Source organism: Streptomyces corallincola (assembly GCF_019104725.1).
Classification (GTDB): domain Bacteria; phylum Actinomycetota; class Actinomycetes; order Streptomycetales; family Streptomycetaceae; genus Streptomyces; species Streptomyces corallincola.
Map to the genome: position 1 here is coordinate 22,307 of NZ_JAHRXF010000035.1, position 21,348 is coordinate 43,654.

Consider the following 21,348-nt stretch of genomic DNA (forward strand, 5'->3'; position numbering starts at 1 on the left):
TCATGGAAAGATCCACGGCGCCGGCGCCGAAGGACACCGGGCTCCCCCGTCCCGGACCGGGCACCCTCGTGCACACCACCCGTCTCCACGCCGACGGCAGGCCCGAGGCCCCCGCGGTGATCTGCGAGGGCCGCACCCTGACCTACGCGGACCTGCACCGCAACAGCAACCGCATGGCGCACGCCCTGCGCGCCGCGGGACTCGTCACCGGTGACCGGGTGGCATATCTGGGCAAGGAGTCCGAGCACTACTACGAGGCCCTGTTCGCCTGCGCCAAGACCGGCACCGTGCTGGTCCCGGTCAACTGGCGGCTCACCGCGCCCGAGGTGAGCCACATCCTCCAGGACTCCGGCACCCGACTGCTGTTCCTGGAGGACGAGTTCGCCCCGGTCGTCGCGGGCATGCCCACCGAACCGCCCGAGACCGTCGTACCGGTCGGTTCGATCGGCGCCTGGCGCGCCGGTCACCCCGACGGCGAAACGGAGTTCGACGCCACCCCGGACACCCCGGTCGCCCAGCTCTACACCAGCGGCACCACCGGTCTGCCCAAGGGCGTCGTCCTCCCCCACCGCAGCTTCTTCGCGATCCGCGACGCCCTCGCGAGCGAGGACCTGGACTGGATCGACTGGCGGCCGGGGGACATCGCCCTGATCGGCATCCCCGGCTTCCACGTCGGCGGACTGTGGTGGGCCACCCAGAACCTCAACGCCGGCACGACGGTGGTGGCGATGCGCGCGTTCACCGCCCGCCAAGCCGTGGACCTCATCCGCGACCTCGGTGTCACCACCGTCTGCGTGGTCCCGGCCATGCTGCGCATGATGCTCACCGAACCGGGCGTGAGCGCCGAGGACTTCACCACGGTACGCAAGACGGTGTACGGCGGTTCCCCGATCTCGGAGGCGCTGCTGGAGGAGAGTCTCGCGGTCCTGGACTGCGAGTTCGCACAGATCTACGGCCTCACCGAGACCGGCAACACCGCCGTCTGCCTGCCTCCGGCCGCCCACGTCCCCGGCGGGCCGCTCATGCAGGCCGCCGGGCGTCCCTACCCCGGAGTACGGGCCAAGGTGATCGACGACCGGGGCCGCGAACTGCCACCGGGCGCCGTCGGCGAGGTCTGCCTGCACACCCCCGCGCGGATGGCCGAGTACTGGGGACTGCCGGACAGGACCGCGGAGACGCTGGTCAACGGCTGGATCCACACGGGTGACGCCGGCTTCCTCGACGAGGACGGCTACGTCTTCATCCGCGACCGGATCAAGGACGCCGTCCTCGTCGCCGGGGAGAACGTCTACCCGGCCGAGATCGAGAACGTCCTGGAGCGCCACCCGAGCGTGGGGGAAGCGGTCGTGATCGGTGTCCCTGACGAACGGTGGGGCGAGAAGGTGCACGCCTTCGTCGTCCCCGCTGCAGGCGAGCGCCCCGACCCGCGAGACCTGCACACCTTCCTCGTGCCGCGGCTGGCCGCGTTCAAGCTGCCCGCGAGCTACGAGTTCACCGACCACGTCCCGCGCAACCCGAGCGGCAAGATCCTCCGCCGCGAGCTGCGTGACCGTTTCTGGGACGACTCCGCGCGCAAGGTCAACTGAGCGCCCGACCGACGGCACCCCCCGGGACAAGCCCCCGAAAGAGAGTTCTCATGCCCGAACACCTCACCCTGGACGGTTTCCGCGCCGATCTCGCCGAGTGCCTGTTCCTGGAACCCGACGAAGTGGATCTGGAGGACGGCCCCTTCGACACGGGCATGGACTCGCTGCGCATCGCCACCCTGCTGGAGCGCTGGCGCGCGGCGGGCGCCGACGTGACCTTCGTCGAGCTCGCGGAGCGCACGACCTTCGCCCAGTGGTGGCAGCTCCTCTCGGACCGCCGGGAGCAGCGGATATGACAGAGGGTCAGCCGCTGCTGGCCGCCCAGGAAGGCATCTGGGCGGGCCAGCAGCTCGACATGGACAGTCCGGCGTACAACACGGCCGAGTACCTGCGCATCAGCGGGCCCGTGGATCCGGCCGTCTTCGACCGGGCACTGCACCACGTCGTCGCCGAGACGGAGGCGCTCAACGTCACCTTCGGCACCGACGACACCGGCCGGCCGCGGCAGACGCTTGCACCGGCGCGGACCTGGCACACCCACATGGCGGACCTCACCGCCGAGCGCGACCCGCACGCCGCCGCCCTGGCGTGGATGGACCGGGACATGGGCCACCCGGCCGACCTCACCCGGGGCCCGGTCTTCGGTCACGCCCTGCTGCGCACCGGCCCGGAGGAGTACCTCTGGTACCACCGCGTCCACCACATCGCCCTGGACGGTTTCGGACTCTCCCTGGTCGCCCGGCGGGTCGCCCAGGTATACACCGCGCTCATGGCGGGAGAGCCGGTCCCGGACAGCGGATTCGGCACCCTGGAGTCCGTTCTCACCGAGGAATCCGCCTACCGCGAGTCCACCCGGTACGCCGAGGACCGGGTCCACTGGACCGGCCGCTACGGCGACCGCCCGCCCGTCGCCACCCCGGCCGGCCGCTCCGCGCTCCCCGCCCGCACCTTCCACCGGCACGTCACCGACCTCGACCGTGCCACCTCGGACCGGCTGCGCACGGTGGCCCGTGGACTGAAGGTCACCTGGTCCGAAGTGCTCCTCGCGGTCACGGTCGCTCACCTCCACCGGCTCACCGGGGCCAGGGAGATCGTGCTCAGCCTGCCCGTGATGGGCCGCCTCGGTTCGGCCTCGCTGCGGGTTCCGGCGATGGTCCGCAACGTCCTCCCCCTGCGGGTGCCCGTGACATCCGCCGACAGCCTGCGCGCCCTTGCCCCACAGGTCTCGCGGGAACTGCGGGCGGGGCTGCCGCACCAGCGCTACCGCTACGAGCAGTTGCGCCGTGATCTCAGGCTGGTGGGTGGCGAGCGCCGGCTGTCCGGTCCCGGCGTGAACATCATGCCGTTCGAGTACGGACTGAAGTTCGCCGGGCATCCCAGCACCGTGCACAACGTGTCCGCCGGCCCTGTGGACGACCTGGCCGTCAACGTCTACGACCGCGGCGACGGCACTGGTCTGCGTGTCGCCGTGGACACGAACCCGGACCTCTACACGCGGGCGGAGACAGCAGCTTTCCAGGAGGGACTGCTCGCGCTGCTGACGCAGGCACTGACCGACCCGGACCGGCCGCTCGGGCGCGCGCGGGCGCATCGCGACATCCTCGTCCTGGACGGCGGACCACTGCCCGCACCCGCCCGTCCGGTCCTCAGCGTCATCGCCGGCCACGCCGCCCGCCGCGGCGGCGCCCCCGCCGTCGAGCACGACGGGCGCGTGCTGACGTACGCACAGCTCTTCGGCGCCGCGAAGGACGTCGCCCGGGCCCTGGCCGTCCGCGGAGTCGGCCGCGGTGACGTGGTGGCGGTGGCCCTGCCCCGGGGCGCCGACGCCGTCACCGCCGTCCTCGGCGTGCTGATGTCCGGCGCCGCCTACTGTCCCCTCGACCTCGGGGCGCCGGCCGAGCGCGGCGCCCGCCTGCTGGACGGCGCAGCCGCGTCCCTCGTCCTGACGACCGGTGACCTCGCGGCCCGCTTCACGGAACACCCCGTACTCGCGCTGCCCTCACCGGGCACCGGGGACGCCCGGCCCGGCGCCGCACCGGTCTCCCCCGGACCGGCCGACCTCGCGTACGTCCTGCACACCTCGGGCTCGACCGGGCACCCCAAGGGGGTCGCGGTCGGACACAGCGCCCTCGCCCACTTCGTCACCGCGGCCGCACACCGCTACGGACTGCGCCGCGAGGACCGTGTGCTGCAGTTCGCCCCGCCGCACTTCGACGCCAGCGTGGAGGAGATCTTCCTGACCCTCTGCTCCGGCGCCACCCTCGTCGTGCGCACCGACGACATGACCGACTCCGTGCCGAGCTTCCTCGACACCTGCGCGCGCCTGCGGGTGAGCGTCCTGGACCTGCCCACCGCGTACTGGCACGAAGTCGCCTACGCGGTCTCCACCGGCGCCGCCGCCCTGCCGGAGTGCGTACGGACGGTCGTCATCGGCGGCGAGGCGGCGCTCCCCGAACGGGTCGAGCGCTGGCGCAAGGCGGTCGGCACCTCGGTCGCCCTGCTGAACACCTACGGTCCGACGGAGGCGACCGTGGTCGCCACCGTCGCCGACCTGCACGATCCGGGGCTGGCCACCGGCGACGTCCCCATCGGCCTCCCCCTGCCCGGCACAAGGGCCGCGGTCCTGGACGGCGAGCTGTACCTGCTGGGCCCCGCCCTCGCCGACGGTTATCGTCCCGATGTTCCCGACGGCGCGCGCTTCGCCCCGCTCACCGCTCTCCCCGACGCCCCGCGCGCCTACCGCACCGGGGATCTCGTCCGCGTCGGCGAGGACGGGCGACTGCGCCATCTCGGCCGGGCCGACAGTGAGTTCAAGATCAGCGGGCTTCGGGTCCAGCCGGCCGAGATCGAGAACGCGCTGCTCGACCACCCGCGCGTCAAGGAGGCGGCCGTCGTCGGGGAGATCCTCCCGGACGGCACCCGGCGGCTGGTCGCCCATCTCGTGGCCTCGGCACCTGCACCACCGGCCACCGAGGTGAGGGACCACCTGCGGGCCAGGCTGCCCGCCGCGATGATCCCCTCCGCCGTCGAGTTCACGGACCGGCTGCCCCGCACCCGCTCCGGAAAGATCGACCGAGCCGCGCTCGCCGGTCCGCCCGAGCGCCGCGCGCCCAGCGCGGGGAGCCCTCTGGAGCGGACCATCACCGGCGTCTGGGGGCAGCTCCTCGGCACCGACGACGTCGCCCCGGACGACGACGTGTTCGACCTGGGCGCCCAGTCCCTCCAGGCCATCCAGGCCGCCAACCGGCTCGGCATCGCGCTCGGCCGGGACCTGAAGGTGGCCTGGGTCTTCCAGCACCCCACGGCCGCCGCCCTGGCCCGCTTCCTCACCGGGACGGACGCCGGTACCGGCGAGGAGGCCCCACCGTCCGCCGTACTCCCGCCGACGGCCCTGTTGGCCGACACCACCCTGGACTCGGGCATCCGGCCCGGCACCGGCCGTGTCCGCCGGGCTCCCCGGCGCGTCCTGCTCACCGGCGCCACCGGCTTCGTGGGGACGCATCTGCTGGCCCGGCTGCTGACCGCGACGGACGCCGAGATCGTCTGCACGGTGCGCGCGGCGGACGCGGCCGAGGCAGCCGACCGCGTCCACGAAGCGCTCACGGCGCACGGGATCGCGCTCGACGAGGGCGCGGCAGCCCGCCTGACCGTGCTGCCGGCGGACCTGGCCCGCCCCGGACTGGGCCTGTCGCACGAGACCCTGTCCGAACTCGCCGCCACCACGGACGCGGTCTTCCACAACGCGGCGACGGTCAGCATCATGCGGGACTACGCCACTCTGCGCGCCGCCAACACCGATTCCACCCGGCAGCTACTGCGCCTGGCCGCCGTCAACACGACACCCCTGCACTACGTGTCCACCCTCTCCGTGGCCCCGCCGACGAGCCTCGCCCCCGAGGTCCCGGAGGAGTTCCTGCCGCTCCACGGCGGACTGCTCCACGGTTACCAGCAGTCCAAGTGGGCCTCCGAGCGGCTTCTGGAACAGGCGGCGGAACGGGGGCTGCCCGTCAGCGTCCACCGGCTGGGCCGGGTCGTCGGTCCCGCCGCCACCGGCCGCGTCAACGAGCGGGACTTCCTCTGGGGCGTGCTGCGGGCGGGCATCCCGGCGGGGATCGTCCCGGACCTGTTCGAGGACGAGGTGTGGACTCCGGTGGACTTCGTGGCGGCCTCTCTTGTCCACCTGTGCCTGGGGCAGGGGGACCCGATGGCCACGGGCCCGGTCTTCAACCACGCCACGCTGCCCCGGGTACGGCTCGCGGACGTCTACGACTGGGTCCGCGCGTACGGCTATCCGGTGCGGACCGTGCCGCTCGCCCGCTGGCGGGAGAGCCTCCCGCGCTCGGCGGACGCCGCCGCAACCACACTCGCCTTCTTCGACTCCACCGCGCGGGATTCCTCCACGGCGGGCGCGACGGCGGACCTGGGTCTCGGCCGCGTCCGCTCCGACCGGGTCCGTGCGGGGCTGGACGGCAGCGGCATCACCTGCCCGCCCATCGACCGGAGTCTGTTCTTCCGTCACCTTGACCACAGCGTGCGGGCAGGTCTGCTACCCGTGCCGACGCCACGCCCGGAAGTGTCCGCGAAGTAGGCCACAACTACCGGGAACCCAGAACCACTTCGGCCCGACTACTGCAACGCGACCGTCAGTCGGCGCGTCGTCCGCACATCCCCCGAGCATCTTCCCGACCCAAGGAGCCCGCATGCCGATGCACCGGCCGGCCGCCGCAGCCCTGGCCGCAGCCCTCTGTCTGCTCACGGCGGCGTGCGGTGCGTCGTCCGACGACAAGGCGAAGGGGACGGCGGCCGAGGCCGCCGCCTCGAAGACCGGCTATCCGGTGACCCTCGACAACTGTGGCCGCAAGGAGACCTTCGCCAAGGCTCCCGGCCGGGTCGTCGTCATGAACGGCGCCTCCGTCGCCGAGGTCTCCACCCTGCTCGCCCTCGGCCTCGGTGACAGGATCGTCGCCAACGAACAGACCTACGGCATGTCCGAGGTACCGGGCCGGGCCGCTGCCATCAGGAAACTGCCCACCGGCGACGTCAAGCTCAACGATGCCTACGACGTCCCCCGCGAGGCGATGCTGGGCCTGCGCCCCGACCTGGTGCTGTCCACGACGTCGTACGGCTTCGACCAGAAGAACGGCTTCGCCACCCGCGACCAGCTCAGGCAGGTCGGAGCCAACAGCTACGTGTCACCGCGGGGCTGCGACCAGAACACCGCCGGGATGACCATCGCCGACAGCTACCGGCTGCTGCGCGACATGGGCCGGGTGTTCAACGTCAGCGACAGGGCCGAGAAGCTGATCGCCGCCTCCGAGAAGAACATCGCTGCCGTCGCCGGCAAGGTGAAGGCGAAGGACAGGCCCAGGGTCATGGTCCTCTTCTCCAACATGTCGATGGGCGGCAACGACTTCAGCTCCGTCGTCGCCAAGGGCATCTACAACGACATCCTCGCCAGGGCGGGCGGCGTCAACGCCTTCGAGAACGCCTCCAAGGGGTCCTTCGCCGACCTGAGCAAGGAGAAGGTGGCCGCCACCGACGTGGACGCCCTCGTCGTCATCGCCTACAACGACCCGAACCCGGCGGCCTACGCCAAGAAGCTGCTCAAGGAGTTCCCCCAGTGGCCGGCCGCCAAGAAGAACGCGTACGTGACGCTGTCCGACTCGATGTACCTCGGCCCCAGCAACGACGTGGCCGTGTCGAAGGTCGCCAAGATGCTGCATCCGGACGCGTTCTGAGCCGTACGAAGACTCTCAGGGGTCCGCTGGCGTACACGCTGCTGCCCGTCGGACTGGTCGCCACCATGATCGTGGCGATCAGCATCGGCGCGGTGAACGTCCCGCTCGGCGAGGTGTGGGGGATCGTGCTGCACCACGTCACCGGCGCGGGAGCGGCTCCCTCCGACCCTGCGCTCGACCAGATCGTCTGGAATTTCCGCACACCGCGGGTGGTCCTGGCCGCCTTGGTCGGCGCGGGCCTCGCGGTGTCCGGCGCGGTCCTGCAGACCGTGGTGTCCAATCCGCTCGCCGACCCCATCGTGCTGGGCTTCTCCTACGGCGCCACGCTCGGCGCCGTTCTCGTGATCACGCTCGGCGGGGGCGTCGCACTCGCCGGGCTCGGGGTATCGGCGGCGGCCTTCGTCGGCGCGGTGGCGGCCGGTGCGCTGGTCTTCGCACTGGGGCGGCGTCGCGGGCGGATGGCGCCAACTCGGCTGGTCCTGGCGGGCGTCGCGGTCGGCTACGTCTTCCTCTCCGCGACCAGTTTCGTGCAACTCCAGGCAACCCCGACCGAACTGCGGACGGTGATGTTCTGGATGCTCGGCAGCGTCGCGGGGGCGCAGTGGGACCAACTGCCCGCGGTGTCCGCCGTCGTGCTCGCCACGACCACACTGCTGTCCTTGTTCGGCCGCCGCCTCAATGTGCTCCTGGCCGGGGACGAGTCGGCCACGGCGCTCGGTATCGACGTCAACCGGCTGCGCGCCGCTCTCCTGGTCCTGAGCGCGCTGCTCACGGGCACCGTCATCGCCGTCGCCGGCAGCATCGGCTTCGTCGGACTGATGATCCCGCATCTGGTCCGCCTCACCATCGGCGCCGACCACCGCCGCCTGCTGCCGCTGACCGCACTCCTGGGGGCGGTCTATCTGGTCCTGGTCGATCTGCTCTCCCGCGTCGTCAACCGCCCCAACGAGCTGCCCCTCGGCATCCTCACCGCCCTTCTCGGCGCCCCCTTCTTCCTGTGGCTCCTGCGCCGCAACAAGGGCTTGGACTGAACCGGATGAAACTCACCGTCGAAGGACTCCATGTCACCCTGGACCAGAACCCGGTTCTGCGGAACGTCACCCTGGAGGCCCGCGAGGGCGACATCGTCGGCCTCGTCGGCCCCAACGGCAGCGGCAAGTCCACCCTGCTGCGTACCGTCTACCGCTCCCTGCGCCCGGCGGGCGGCACGGTGCGCGTGGGCGGGGACGACGTGCGGAAACTGTCCCCGCGCGACGCGGCACGACGCACCGCCGCCGTCCTGCAGGACGCGGAGGGCAACACCACCGGGCTGACCGTCGCCGAGATCGTCGCCCTCGGCCGTGCCCCGCACCACGGCCTGCTCGGCCGCGACGGCCCCGAAGACCGGAGCACCGTCGCCGACGCCATCGACCGCTGCGGTGTACGGTCCCTCGCGGACCGCGACTACACCTCACTGTCCGGCGGGGAGCGTCAACGTGTCCTGCTGGCAAGAGCCTTGGCCCAGGAGCCACGGCTTCTGGTCCTCGACGAACTGACCAACCATCTCGACATCCGGGCCCGTTTCGAGCTGCTGAACCTGATCCGCGCCACCGGAGTCACCACGCTGGCCGTGCTGCACGACCTGGATCTGGCCGCGCGGCTCTGCGACCGCCTGGTGGTGCTGTGCGAGGGGACGGTGGTGGCCGCCGGGCCGGTTCTGGACGTGCTCACACCGCGCACTCTCGGCGAGGTCTTCGGCGTGCGGGCGAGCGCCGAGCGGCACGCCGACGGCGTCGTCCGCATCACCTATGGGGCGCAGCCGCTCGCCGGTGACCGTGCACCGGAGTCCGCGTCCCACGACCTGCCCGGTCGGCGGAATGTCCCGGAGACCACCGCCTGACGCCGCTCGCGGCGAAGTGACGGGCACTTCGCCGCGGCCTCACGCCGGTCAGCGGTGCTCCGGATGCCTCTCCCGGCCACGGCGGGCCACGGCCACCGAGGCGGCACCGAGCATCAGCAGAGCTCCTGCCACGAGGGTCTCCTCGGACATGTCGCTTCCGGTGCTGGCAAGTTGACCGTCGTTGGGCGGGGTGGTGCCTCCCGTGCCGGGCGGCGGGGCGGATGCCGTGGAGGCGTCCGACACCTCCGGTCCCCCGGAACCGGTGGGCTCGTCGGGCACGGTGCTGATGCTCGGCAGGGCCGTGGTGCCGGCCGTCGCCGTGGACGAGGGCGAGGCCCCGGAGGTGGCCGGGGAGGAGGGTGACGGGGAGGAACCGGACCCGGACGACGGCGTGGGCGACGGGGAACCGGCGTTTCCGGTGGTGAGCGTGCCGAAGGAGATCCCGGTGGCTCCGCCGAGTGCCTGGGTGGAGGCGCGGACGTCCGAGCCGGGCTGGCCGTCGGCGGCCACGTCGAATCCGCCGTCGCCGTTCTGCTGTCCGGCGAGGAACTTCAACGCCTTGGCTATCTGGGCCGTGTAGGAGCCGGCGTCGAGGCTGAGTCCCTGTACGGCGAGTGCCGCCGAGTTGGTGGAGTCTCCGGCCGCGCCGGGGAAGCCGCCGTCCTTCTCCTGCTGCCCGGCGATCCAGGCGATGCCCTTGGTCACGGCGGGCGAGTGGGTTCCGTCGGGCGTGAGCGCGAGGGCCATCACCGCCATCGCCGTGGAGTCCACGTCGGAGTCGTTCGTCGAGGGGATGAGACTCGGCCAGGAGCCGTTGTCGTTCTGGAGCCCCTCCAGGTAAGCGACGGGCCCCGCCGCGTTGGCGGTGTCCCCCACCCGGAGCTGCGCCATGATGCCCAGCGACTGGGAGAAGACGGACGGCGCGTACGTGTAGGAACCGGGAGCCGCGCACGCGGTGTCCGCACCGGTGCCGGCCCGGACGCAGACCGCCTTGTCCAAAGCTGCGATCAGGTCGTGGCCGCCGAACGAGCGAGGGTCCTTGCCGACGATCTCGGCGAGCAGGGCCTCCTTCGCGATCGAACCGCCACTCGCGTAGGGCGTGCCGATCCCCGTCCAGTCGTCGATCGAACGTCCGGTCCCGTCGGTCTTCCGCTGGTCCAGGAAGTCGATGATCTTGGCGAGCGCGGCGTCGTCGGTGCGCGCCGCGGCGAGCGCGTACGCGCCGTCGATGGTCAGCCCGAAGTCGGCGAATCCGCCGCCGAAGGGCGCGTAGTAGTGCCCGTCGGTCAGTTGGGCCGGAGCGACGAGATAGTCGGACCCTTTCTTGAAGTCCGGCCGGTCGGCGGCTCCGGCCGCGAGCGATGCGGCCGCCGGGCCGGAGGAGCCCGGCTGCGTGCGGGGCACGGCCCGGCCCGTCTCCGCGTGCGCGGGCTGCGCCGAGGCGCACAGCGCGGCCCCGAGGACCGAGAACAGCAGGGCGCCCGCGGCCGGAGCCCATCTGCTCCGGTACCGGTTCTCATGAGGGGGGACAGCGTTCACGACGACTCCTTCGGCCGGTCGCGGAGGGACGGGTGATTGCGAGCCGTGGTCCGGCCGGGTGCCGCGTCGTCAGCGCGCGCGGACCGATGCGGGCGTGAACTTCGGCTTGCCGGTGGTGCCGTCGATGCTGGTCTGGCCGTACACCCATGCCTCGACCTCGCCGGCCTTCGGCTTGTCGCTCATGGCCCCGAGGGGGCTGTAGGTCCACGTGGTCTGTCCGGCGGGGGCGATCCAGTAGGACCAGTATGCGGAGGCGGGCGGTGTGAGAACACAGGCGTCCTGAGCCGGCGTCGGGTACTGGGTCCCGCTGTTGAACGTGGAGTTGCCGATCCGGCAGATGAACGCCGGGCCGTCGTGCTGGGTGCCCGCTGTGGTGAATCCGCCGTTGTGGAGCAGGTTGTACCCGGTGGTGGGACTGGCGTCGCATCCACGCACCACCGAGCCGCCCCAGGGGCCGAAGTCAACCGCGACGATCGCGCCCTTGGTCGGGGTGCAGCTCGTGAGCGGGTCGGCGGAGGCGGGGGCGGCCGCGGTGACGGTGACGCCCGTCGCGGCGAGCGCGAGGACGGAGGCCGCGATCGACCGGGACGCGGTGCGGTGCCAGGCTTTACGTGCGGTGGACTTCGTCATGGGAACCTTCCGGGTCGTCGGCCGTTCGGCGACGGGGCGTGGGAAGGCGGCACGGCACACTGCGGCGCGGCTGCCGGTCCACGCCGCAGTCCACGACGGCGTTTGAATCGAGCCTCAGCGCAGGTGCTCCGGCTTGCCCGGCGTACCGGGCCCACGGTTGCGGGTCAGCGCCGGAGTTCGACCGGCTTCCCCTGTGATGCTGAAGTAAAAGCCCGTCATATGACCACGGATGACCGGTCTCCGTCAATGTCGTGTGTGCGACCCACCAGGCTCTCTCCAGGCCGAGCCCGGTGACGACGTCGGTCGCCGTGGGCGGCAGGGAGACGACGCGCATGCGGTGGCCACGGGCGGTGCGCGGGTGGGCGGTGCCGTGGAGGCGGGTCCGGGCACGCACCCACGGTGCGGCGGGTCCCGCCCAGAGCGCCGTACGAACGCCGAGGGCGGAACCGCGGGCGATCGGTCAGGCGCCCCAGCGCACGGCGATCGTGTCCCCGACGTTGATCACCTTCTGCCGGGTGGCCGCGGCGAAGGAGGAACCGTCGATGCTGACCTTCCAGGAGTTGGAGCCGCTGTTGGCCTTGCCGTTGACCGTGGTGATCGTGCCGGTGCCCGAGGCGGGCGTCACTCCGGTCACGCATCCCGAGGGCGTGGCCGTGCCGGTCGCCGCGTCGAGAACGGCGCCGAGCGTCGTCGTGCCGGCGGTCGGGGTCAGGGAGACCGAGCACACCTTGAGGCCGCCCGCACCGTCATCGACGGTCAGCGCGAGCTTGGTGGCCGTGCCTGCGGTGAAGGTGCTCTGGGCGACCCACTGGGGCGCGCCCGACGTCACCGGTGCGGGCGGCGTGGCGGTGAACCCGCCACCGGCCACAGCCCGCAGCGCGTCCGTCGAGGCGTATGCCGAGGGGCTGGTGTTACTCGGGAGGTACTTGAAGCCGCCGCCCGGATTGAACTGCTGGGCGATCAGGAAGTCCACCGGCGTCCTGCCCATCGACGTGAGGAAGTCGCCGGTCTGTGCGTTGATGCCACAGGCGTTGAGGCCGGAGACGGCCCAGCCGTTGGAGTCGGTGTTGACCCCGAACATGGAGTTGAAGGCGCCGCTGCTCGCGACCAGCTTGCCCTTGAGGAACGCCTTGGCCTGCACGATGTCCGTGTCCGTGGCGGGGACACCCGAGACGCACAGTGCCGCCATCGCCGCGCCGGTCATGTCGATGTCGCTCGCCGCCGCGAGGTCGCTCGCGCTGCCCTCGGCCTTGGTGAAGGTCCAGCCGCCGTCGTTGTGCTGGTTTGCGCGGATGCGGGCCACGACCGCGTCCCGCAGCGCCTGGGGAATGCGCTGCCCGCCTCCTTGCGTCTTGGCGCCGTTGAGGGCCAGGGCGGCGAAGACGGTCCCGTTGAAGTTCCCGGACGGACCGAAGTAGCCGGCCTCCGAGGTCTGCCAGTAGCCGTACATGTCGGCGACGAGATTCCGGGAGGCGGAGACCCGTGCCGGGTCGATGCCCGCCGCGTAGCCGTTCAGAGTGGCGCGCTCGTAGTCGGTCACCACGGGGGTCGAGGACGGCCAGGTCGATGTCGCCAGGAGGTTGCGGTAGACGGTTCTCGCGTTCTTGCTCGTGTCACCGCCCGGCGTCACGTCCACGGCCGCGGTTCCGGCTGCCGCGAGGGCGCTGAACGCCCATTCGTTGGACAGACCGGCTCCGGCGTACGAACCGTCGGCCTCCTGAAGGGACTTGAGATAGGCCACACCGTTCGTCTTCGACGTGGCGATCTGAGCGGGGGTCGATGTCGCGGCTGCCGGCAGTGTGGTGAGGGCGAAGGCGCCGACAGCGGAGGCCGCCATGACTGCGGAACGACGGAGTTTCACGGTACGGGACATGGCCTGCTCCTGAGATGAGGGACGCCGGCCGAACCGCGACCGAGCCCTGGGGCGGCGGCGGGTCGAGGCCGCCGTCCAAACGCGTGGAAGGCTTCCAGGGGTTGCTCACCGCACGGGTCCTCGGGCTCGGGACAGCCTTTCGCCGTCCCACACCGTTGCGCGTCAGCCCCGGATTCACACCGGGTTCCCCCATGTGGCAGCGCAGGACGCTACCGGACCGGTCCGTCACCCGCCAGACAGCCACAGCCAGCGGTACAGCCGCCCCTCCCGCCTTGACGCCTCCTTCAACTGCGTGTTCAATCCCGGCTGATAAGCACACAACTCCAGGGGAAGCCGGTCGAACTCCGGCGCTGACCCGCAACCGTAGGCCCGGCGCGAGCCGGGCGAGCCGGAACACCTGGAGCCTGATGTTCAGCGACAGACGCCGTCGAGGACTACGGCGTGGTTCGATCGGCTCGCACCGGGCGGTGATTCCGCATGCGGTGTGAGCCCACGACCACGCCCTGGCCTCCCTCGGCACACGACAGAGGGGCCGGGGGCCGTGGTGGGGACCGACAAGCGCAGAAGGCGACGCTCGGGCAGCAGACGCGTACCCGTGTGGTCCGCGGCTGCGGCACTGCTCGCGGCCTCGGTCCCGACCTTCCTCGCCGTGTCCCCCGCCGCCGCGGACCCTGTCGGAGACTGCACGGCCACGAAGGGCGCCCTGGTCGCCGTCGATTTCGGCCCGTTCGGCGGACCGGTGGAGCGCGGCTGCGACACCAGCCCGACGACCGGCTACGAGCTCCTGCACGAGGGCGGTTTCGCAACGACGGGGACCGAGCACGACGGCCCGGCCTTCATCTGCCGTATCGGCAGTGCCGCGTTCGACTCCGGCAGGCAGTACCCGACGCCCGACAAGGAGTCCTGCGTCCTGACACCGCAGGCAACCGCTTACTGGTCCTACTGGACAGCGGCTCCCGGCCAGGACGACTGGACGTACAGCCAGTACGGCGCGATGGACCGCAAGCTCAAGGACGGTGACGTCGATGCCTGGGTGTACGGCGGAACCGACATCGGCGGCAGTACCGGTCAGCCCACGTTCAGCCCGGACGACGTACGTGGCGGCGGTACGCCCCCTGATCCGGGCGGCACGCCCACCGGAGCCCCCGGCGCCATCGATCTGCGGGCGGCAGCCGCCTGGCTGAAGGGCAGCCTCACCGACGGCGACCACATCGTGGACGACGGCACGGACACCCCGAACCACCTCCTCACCACGGAGACGGCGTACGCGCTGGCCGCGGCCGATGGAAAGGGCCCGGCCGTCGGCCGGATCACGGAATTCCTGGCCGACCACACCGACGACTACGCCTACCCGGCGGGCAAGGACGAAGCCCCCGACGCCACCGCGGCCGCCCGACTCGCCCTCCTCGCCGAGATCACCGGACGGGACCCGGCCGCCTTCGGGGGCCACGACCTGATCGCCGATCTCCGGAAGAACGTGTGCGCCGCCGGCCCCGAATCCGGTGAGGCGACCCCCGGCTGCACCGCCGCGGGCGACTTCCGCAACGCGACGTACGCCGACGGCCAGGCCATGTCCGTACTGGCCCTGCTGCGCGCCGGTGTGACGCCGCCCGCCTCCACCGTCACGCGCCTCACCCAGCTCCAGTGCAAGGACGGTGGCATCACCGGCATCCTCATCCGCTCCGGCGAGTACTGCGACGGTGACGCGGCCACCACCGGGCTGGTGGCGCTGGTCCTGCGGAAGGCCGGCGGCCACGACGACGAAGTGGCCGCAGCACGGGCGTATCTGAAGAAGTCCCAGCGCGAGGACGGTTCGTTCCCCGGCTACACCGGCGCCACCACCGGCGGTGTCGCCTCGACCGCGTACGCCGCCCAGGCCCTGCGTGCTCTCGGGGACACCGCCCTGGCCGACGCGGCCACCGGCTGGCTGGCGCGTCAGCAACTCGACGGCGGCGGCTTCGGGTTCGAGGAAGGCGCCACCGACCCGTCCCTCTACCCCACCCCTCCGGCCGTGCTCGCCGGAGCGGGCACCAGCCTGGTCTCGCTCACCGCGAAGACCGACGACCCCGGCGAACCTCCGGTCACCGAGCCCCCGACGACCGGGCCGCCCACCGGGCCCGGCGTCCCGCCGGGCGACGGGCCGGACCTCAAGAAGGGCGTCGCCTACCTCACCGGTGCCGACCGGCTCCGCCAGGGCCACTACTACACCGACGGAACGGGCTCCTCCCGCGCCGACTTCGGGCTGACCATCGACGGTGCCTACGCGCTCGCCGCCACCGGCCTGGACAACGCCAGGTTGCGGGGCGTCATCGACTTCCTCGACCGCGGAGGCAAGGACGGCGAGGGCCGCACCGTCCAGGACTGGACCGGCAGCGGCACCGCCTACGCGGCGGGCGGCTCCATCGGGAAGACCGCGCTGCTCGCCGAGGCGGTCGGACGCGACCCACACGACTTCGCCGGCCAGGACCTCATCGACGCGCTGAAGAAGGCCGTCTGCGCGAAGCCCAGCACCGCACCCGACCGTTCCTGCCCCGCCAAGGGCGCCTACACCTACGCCCCTTCGGTCTTCTCCCAGTCCCTGGCCGTGATGGCACAGCTCCGCGCGGGCGAGACGGCGGCGGCGAGGGAGCCGGTCGCGTACCTGGAGAGCCTCCAGCAGGACAGCGGCGCATGGCCGAGCCTCGTCCCCGCCACGGGTGACTCCGACGTGGACTCCACCGCCATCGCCGCGATGGCACTCGACCTGGTGGGCACGGACACGGCGGACAAGGCCGTGGACAAGGCACTCGGCTGGATCGCCTCCCGGCAACTGGCGGACGGCGGTTTCCCCGGCGCCGCCGGTGACTCGGTGAACTCGGCCGCACTCGCGGTGCAGGGCCTGTCCCTGCACGCCGGGTCCTACCGGGCCGAGATCGCGAAGGCGCTGAAGTTCCTCGCCGGGCAGCAGAACGGCGACGGCGGCTTCAACGTGGCGAAGGGCGGACAGCGCGGCTCCGACCTGCGGGCCTCCACGCAGGCGGTGGGTGGCGCGACCGGAATCTCCTTCGGTGTGCTGGAGCGCGATCTCAGCGGCACGTCCGCCCAGCCGAGTCCTGGTCCGAGTCCGAGTCCGAGCAGCAGCCTTCCGGAGATCATCACGGCCGGGGGGACGGGAGGGTCCGGCGGCGTCACGGACGGTACCGGGGGAACCGGGGACGGCGTGCTCGCCTCGACCGGTGCCCAGGCGGGCGCTCTCGCCGGGGTCGCCCTGCTCCTCGTCCTCGCCGGTTGGCGCACGGTCGTCGCCCCGCGCCGTCGCGCCGGTTCCGGAGGCCGTTCATGATCCCCTCGTCCGTCACCCGCGCGACCGTCCGCGTGACGGCCGCTCTCGGCATGGCCGTCGCCGCCCTCGGCGCGACCGGCGCACCGGCCGTGGCGGCTCCGCAGCCGATGGGGCGTTGCACCACCTCCTCCGGTGCCGTGCTGGCCGTTGACTTCAGCCACTGGGGCGGGCCGGTCCTGCGGTCCTGCGGCACGACGCCGGCCACCGGGTACGAACTGCTCAATCAGGGCGGCTGGCGCACCACCGGCACCGGCCACGACGGCCCTGCCTTCATCTGCCGTATCGGATACGGCGGTTACCAGGGCGGCAGGCAGTACCCGACGGCCGGCGAGGACGACTGCGTCCTGACACCGCCCGCGTCGGCGTACTGGTCGTACTGGCACGCCGACCCCGGAGCCCATGACTGGGAGTACAGCCAGCTCGGCGCCATGCTGTACAAGCCCAAGCCGGGCAGTGTCGATCTGTGGATCTTCGGCGGCACCGACATCAAGGGCACCGAAGGGCGCCCGAGGATCACCCCGGACCAGCTGCGTGCCCACAACACCCGGCCGCAGGGAGACGCGGGGAGACCCGCCTCCACCGCGAAGGCACCCTCTCTGCCGCCGGACATCGACACCGGCCCCGCGCCCGGGGGACAGCCGAAATCCGATCCCGAGAAGACCGGCAGGAAGCCCACGCGCGAGCCGGAGAAGCGGACGGCGCGGCCCGGCAAGAGCGCCTCGCCCCAGCAGAGCACCTCGCCGAGTCACAGCACGAGCCCGTCTCCGAGCGCGTCGGACACGGCCGCACCCGCCACGACACCGGGCACGAGCCCTCGCGTGGTGGACGCCGCGCCCGCGTCCGACACGGCACACGACTCCGGTTCGCTGCGCCCGGTGGCTGCGGGTGCCTCCCTCATCGCGGTCGTGGGCGGAGCAGCGGTGTACGTCGCGCGCCGACGACGCCGCTCCGAGTGACCGCCGTGAGGCGGGCCGCCGTCGAAGCCACCCCGTCTCCGTCCCGGCAAGCGCCGGACGGAGACGGCCGCCGCCTGCCCCGGGCCCTGCACCCGCTCGCCTGGTGGATCTGGGCGCTCGCCCTGGCCACCGCCGTCAGCCGCACCGCCAACCCGTTGCTGCTGTTCCTCGTGCTGGCGGTGCTCGGCTACGTCGTCACGGCCCGCCGCACCGAGGCACCTTGGGCACGCGGTTTCCAGTACTACCTCTACATGGCGCTCACGGTGGTCACGATCCGCGTGGTGTTCCGGGCCGTGTTCGCGACCGGCATCACCCCCCGCGACCACTTCCTCTTCTCCCTGCCGCACATCCCCACCCCGGACTGGTACGCGGGTATCCGGATCGGCGGGCCCGTGTCGCTGGAGGCGATTCTGTCCGCCGCGACCGACGGACTGCGACTCGCCTGCATGCTGTGCTGCATCGGCGCCGCGAACACCCTGGCCAATCCCAAGCGGGCCCTGCGAGTACTGCCGGGCGCCCTGTACGAACTCGGGGTCGCCGTGACGGTCGCCATCAGCGTGGCACCCCAACTCGTGCAGAGCGTGCAGCGCGTGTCCCGTGCCCGCAGGCTGCGGGCCGGCCGGAACAGGGGGTTCGCGGCACTGCGCGGCATCGTCGTGCCGGTTCTGGAGGACGCGCTCGAACGTTCCCTGCGGCTGGCCGCCGCGATGGACTCGCGTGGCTACGGCCGGGCGGGTACCGCCACGCGCCGTTCACGCCGGCTCACCGGAGCACTGATGCTGCTCGGCATGTGCGGCCTGTGTGCCGGTGCCTACGGGCTACTCGACGCGACCGCTCCCCGGGTCCTCGGTCTGCCCGCCATGACGGCGGGGGCCGTGCTCTGCGTCACGGGTCTGCGCGTCGGTGGCCGCAGGGTCACCCGCACCACGTACCGCCCGGACCCGTGGAAGCTGCCCGAATGGGCGGTCGCGGGCAGCGGCGTGCTCTCCGCCGTGCTGCTGTTCACCGGCCTCGGCTACGACGCGGCCGAACTCAACCCCTCCATCTACCCGTTGACCTGGCCGAGCCTGCCGCTGGTGCCGACCGCCGCGATCCTGCTCGCGGGAGCGGCGGGATTCCTCTCCCCACCGCCCACGGCGCCCACCGCCCCACGCCCCGCACAGCGGCGCACCCAGAAAGCCGACGTCACGTGATCACCTTCGACCAGGTCACCGTCCACTACGACGACGCCTCCCGGCCCGCTCTGCGAGAGGTGGACCTCACGGTGGAGGAGGGCGAACTCTGTCTCGTCGTCGGTCACACGGGCGTCGGCAAGTCCACTCTGCTGGGGGCCGTGAACGGCCTCGTCCCGCACTTCACCGGCGGCACGCTCTACGGGCGCGTCATCGTGGACGGACGCGACACGGCACACCACCCACCGCGTGAACTCGCCGACGTGGTGGGCGTGGTGGGCCAGGACCCGATCGACGGGTTCGTCACGGACACCGTCGAGGAGGAACTCGCCTACACCCTGGAACAACTCGCGGTACCGGCGCCCACCATGCGCAAGCGCGTCGAGGAGACCCTCGACCTGCTCGGCCTCGCCGATCTGAGACACCGTGCCCTGCACGAACTCTCCGGCGGGCAGCAGCAGCGGGTCGCCATCGGATCGGTCCTCACCGCGCACCCCAGGGTTCTCGTCCTCGACGAACCCACCTCCGCCCTGGACCCCACGGCGGCGGAGGAGGTCCTGGCCGCCGTCACCCGCCTGGTCCACGACCTCGGTGTCACCGTGCTGATGGCCGAACACCGCCTCGAACGCGTCGTCCAGTACGCCGACCGTGTCATCCACCTGCCGGGCGGCGGCCAAGTGGTGAGCGGACTCCCCGCCGACATCCTGCGGACCTCGTCCATCGCACCGCCGATCGTCGAACTGGGCCGCGCGGCCGACTGGTCCCCTCTGCCCCTGTCCATCCGAGACGCCCGGCGCGCCGCGACCGGGCTGCGCACCCGGCTCACCGGACGGACACCGCTTCCCGCGCGCAGCGGGCCCGCGCCCGAAGGCCCGGCCCTGCTCACCGCGCGCGGCGTGACCGTGAGCTATCAGGGCGTCCCCGCCGTCCGGGGAGTGGACCTCGCACTCCGCGGTGGCGAGGTCACGGCGCTCATGGGCCGCAACGGCTCCGGCAAGTCCTCCCTTCTGTGGGCGTTGCAGGGCTCGGGCCCCCGCCGGGCGGGAAGCGTCACGGTGGACACCGGGGCCGGAAGCACGAGCGATCCGCACGCCGTGTCCGCGTCCGATGCCCGTCGCATGGTCGGCCTGGTCCCCCAGACCCCGGCAGACCTGCTGTATCTGGAGAGCGTCCGGCAGGAACTGGACCAGGCGGACTCGGAGTCGGGCAGGGGCGGGACCGCTGTCCCCACGGTCGGCCTCGGTGACAGCGCACGGGCGATCCTGGACCGGCTGGCTCCGGGCATCGACGACAGCACGCACCCCCGTGACCTGTCCGAGGGACAGAAACTGGCCCTGGTCCTCGCCGTCCAGCTCTCCGCCGCTCCCCGCGTCCTCCTGCTGGACGAGCCGACCCGCGGACTCGACTACCGTGCGAAGAACCAGCTCATCGGCATGGTTGACGCGTTGGCCGCGGAGGGTCGCGCGGTCGTGATCTCCACCCACGACGTCGAGTTCGTGGCCCGCGCCGCGGACCGGGTGGTGGTGATGGCGGAAGGAGACATCGTGGCCGACGGACCGACCACCGAAGTCATCGTCGCCTCTCCCGCGTTCGCCCCGCAGACCGCCAAGATCCTCGCGCCGCTGCCGTATCTGACGGTCGAGCAAGTGGTGTCGGGCCTCGACCACCCGTCCGGCACCGGGGCCGGCGCATGACCGCCTCGCTCGGTTCGGCCATCCGACTGGGGCCGCGGGCCGCGGTCGTCATCGCCCTGTCCGCCTTCCTCGGAATCATCGCGTTCTTCTGGCCGTTCGTCGTCGCGCCGGGAAAGTTCGGGTCCAACTACGCACCGCCGCTGATCTTCGGCGTCCTGCTGGTGCTCGTGCTGTGCGTCGTGCTCTCCGAGATCGCCGAGGGCGGCATCAGCTCCAAGGCGCTCGCCATGCTGGGCGTGCTCTCCGCCGTCAACGCGGCACTGCGCCCGCTCGGCGCGGGAACGGCCGGGGTGGAGACGGTGTTCTTCGTGCTGGTCCTCGCCGGGCGTGTCTACGGTCCGGGGTTCGGTTTCACCCTGGGCTGCACTTCGCTGTTCGCGTCGGCGCTGATCACCGGCGGGGTCGGGCCGTGGATGCCATATCAGATGTTCGGGTGCGCGTTCGTCGGGATGCTCGCCGGGTTCCTGCCGCGCGCGACCGGGCGCCGCGAGGTGCTGCTGCTCGCCGGGTACGGCTCGCTCTCCGGCTACCTCTTCGGGTTCCTGCTCAACCTCTCGTTCTGGCCGTTCTCCCTGGACCCCAACAGCTCCATCGCCTACCTCCCCGGCCTGCCGTTCACCGAACAGTGGCACCGCTACGTCGCCTTCGACCTCGCCACCTCCCTCGGCTGGGACACCGGGCGCGCGGTGACCAACTTCGTCTGCGTCCTCCTCGCCGGACCCGCCGTACTCACCACCTTCCGACGCGCCGCACGGCGAGCCCGCTTCCAGGCCCCGATACGCTTCGCCGCCCCGGAGAACTCCGGAGTCGAACCGCGCTGAGCTCTTTTGCCCGCAGGCCGTCAACGCCGCCGGAACAGCGGAGTTCGAGCCGGTACAGCTCGTCGAGCAGGTCGCATGTGAATTCTCGCATCGTCCCCTGACCTGCCGGGGTGAGCTGCTCCGGACCACTGTGTTCCT

General features: G+C 72.0%; 14 protein-coding genes and 3 riboswitches. Of the genes, 11 read left to right on the plus strand and 3 right to left on the minus strand.

The genetic code is table 11. The features are described from left to right. Positions 1-2: 2 nt before the first annotated feature. From scoC to KUM39_RS20455, 6 genes are all read left to right on the plus strand, one after another. A complete protein-coding gene (scoC, locus tag KUM39_RS20430; protein WP_217787173.1) occupies positions 3-1,586 on the plus strand; it encodes a fatty acid-ACP ligase ScoC in 1,584 nt (527 codons plus the stop codon). 50 nt (positions 1,587-1,636) lie between these two features. Next, positions 1,637-1,882 carry a phosphopantetheine-binding protein gene (locus KUM39_RS20435; RefSeq protein WP_217787174.1) on the plus strand — a complete coding sequence of 82 codons (246 nt, stop codon included), beginning with the start codon at positions 1,637-1,639 and terminating at the stop codon, positions 1,880-1,882. Further along, positions 1,879-6,174, plus strand: a complete 4,296-nt coding sequence (locus tag KUM39_RS20440; protein WP_217787175.1) for a non-ribosomal peptide synthetase — start codon at positions 1,879-1,881, stop codon at positions 6,172-6,174. The genes KUM39_RS20435 and KUM39_RS20440 overlap by 4 nt, the downstream gene beginning before the upstream one ends. A 112-nt stretch (positions 6,175-6,286) precedes the next feature. Next, entirely contained in the window at positions 6,287-7,324 is a 1,038-nt protein-coding gene (locus KUM39_RS20445) for an ABC transporter substrate-binding protein (RefSeq protein ID WP_217787176.1), read from the plus strand. 65 nt (positions 7,325-7,389) lie between these two features. Further along, on the plus strand, positions 7,390-8,355 hold the full coding sequence (locus tag KUM39_RS20450; protein WP_217787177.1) for a FecCD family ABC transporter permease: 966 nt from the start codon (positions 7,390-7,392) through the stop codon (positions 8,353-8,355). Positions 8,356-8,360: 5 nt separating this feature from the next. Beyond that, a complete protein-coding gene (locus KUM39_RS20455; protein WP_217787178.1) occupies positions 8,361-9,203 on the plus strand; it encodes an ABC transporter ATP-binding protein in 843 nt (280 codons plus the stop codon). Positions 9,204-9,251: 48 nt separating this feature from the next. On the opposite strand, the gene KUM39_RS28825 is transcribed toward KUM39_RS20455, so the two are convergent. From KUM39_RS28825 to KUM39_RS20470, 3 genes are all read right to left on the minus strand, one after another. After that, positions 9,252-10,742, minus strand: coding sequence for a prenyltransferase/squalene oxidase repeat-containing protein (locus KUM39_RS28825; RefSeq protein WP_217787179.1), 1,491 nt, complete (start codon positions 10,740-10,742; stop codon positions 9,252-9,254). 69 nt (positions 10,743-10,811) lie between these two features. Then, positions 10,812-11,372, minus strand: coding sequence for a hypothetical protein (locus KUM39_RS28830; RefSeq protein ID WP_217787180.1), 561 nt, complete (start codon positions 11,370-11,372; stop codon positions 10,812-10,814). Between the two features lie 101 nt (positions 11,373-11,473). Next, positions 11,474-11,595: riboswitch (cobalamin riboswitch) on the minus strand. A gap of 237 nt (positions 11,596-11,832) precedes the next feature. Further along, positions 11,833-13,245 (minus strand): prenyltransferase/squalene oxidase repeat-containing protein, encoded by a 1,413-nt coding sequence (locus KUM39_RS20470; protein ID WP_217787181.1) that lies wholly within the window; start codon positions 13,243-13,245, stop codon positions 11,833-11,835. A gap of 100 nt (positions 13,246-13,345) precedes the next feature. After that, a riboswitch (cobalamin riboswitch) is annotated at positions 13,346-13,475 on the minus strand. Positions 13,476-13,571: 96 nt separating this feature from the next. After that, a riboswitch (cobalamin riboswitch) is annotated at positions 13,572-13,644 on the plus strand. A 145-nt stretch (positions 13,645-13,789) separates the two neighbouring features. Here KUM39_RS20470 and KUM39_RS20475 point away from each other — a divergent pair. From KUM39_RS20475 to KUM39_RS20495, 5 genes are read left to right on the plus strand one after another with little or no spacing between them, the layout of a single operon-like run. Further along, positions 13,790-16,567 (plus strand): prenyltransferase/squalene oxidase repeat-containing protein, encoded by a 2,778-nt coding sequence (locus KUM39_RS20475; protein ID WP_217787204.1) that lies wholly within the window; start codon positions 13,790-13,792, stop codon positions 16,565-16,567. Next, positions 16,564-17,523: a hypothetical protein gene (locus tag KUM39_RS20480; RefSeq protein ID WP_217787182.1), complete on the plus strand. Its 960-nt coding sequence runs from the start codon at positions 16,564-16,566 to the stop codon at positions 17,521-17,523. Before KUM39_RS20475 ends, KUM39_RS20480 begins: the two co-directional genes overlap by 4 nt. Then, entirely contained in the window at positions 17,520-18,716 is a 1,197-nt protein-coding gene (locus KUM39_RS20485) for an energy-coupling factor transporter transmembrane component T (RefSeq protein ID WP_217787183.1), read from the plus strand. Before KUM39_RS20480 ends, KUM39_RS20485 begins: the two co-directional genes overlap by 4 nt. Continuing rightward, positions 18,713-20,389, plus strand: coding sequence for an ABC transporter ATP-binding protein (locus tag KUM39_RS20490; RefSeq protein WP_217787184.1), 1,677 nt, complete (start codon positions 18,713-18,715; stop codon positions 20,387-20,389). Before KUM39_RS20485 ends, KUM39_RS20490 begins: the two co-directional genes overlap by 4 nt. Beyond that, complete coding sequence (locus KUM39_RS20495) at positions 20,386-21,210, plus strand: ECF transporter S component family protein (RefSeq protein WP_217787185.1); 825 nt, start codon at positions 20,386-20,388, stop codon at positions 21,208-21,210. The genes KUM39_RS20490 and KUM39_RS20495 overlap by 4 nt, the downstream gene beginning before the upstream one ends. The last annotated feature ends 138 nt before the right edge of the window (positions 21,211-21,348 follow it).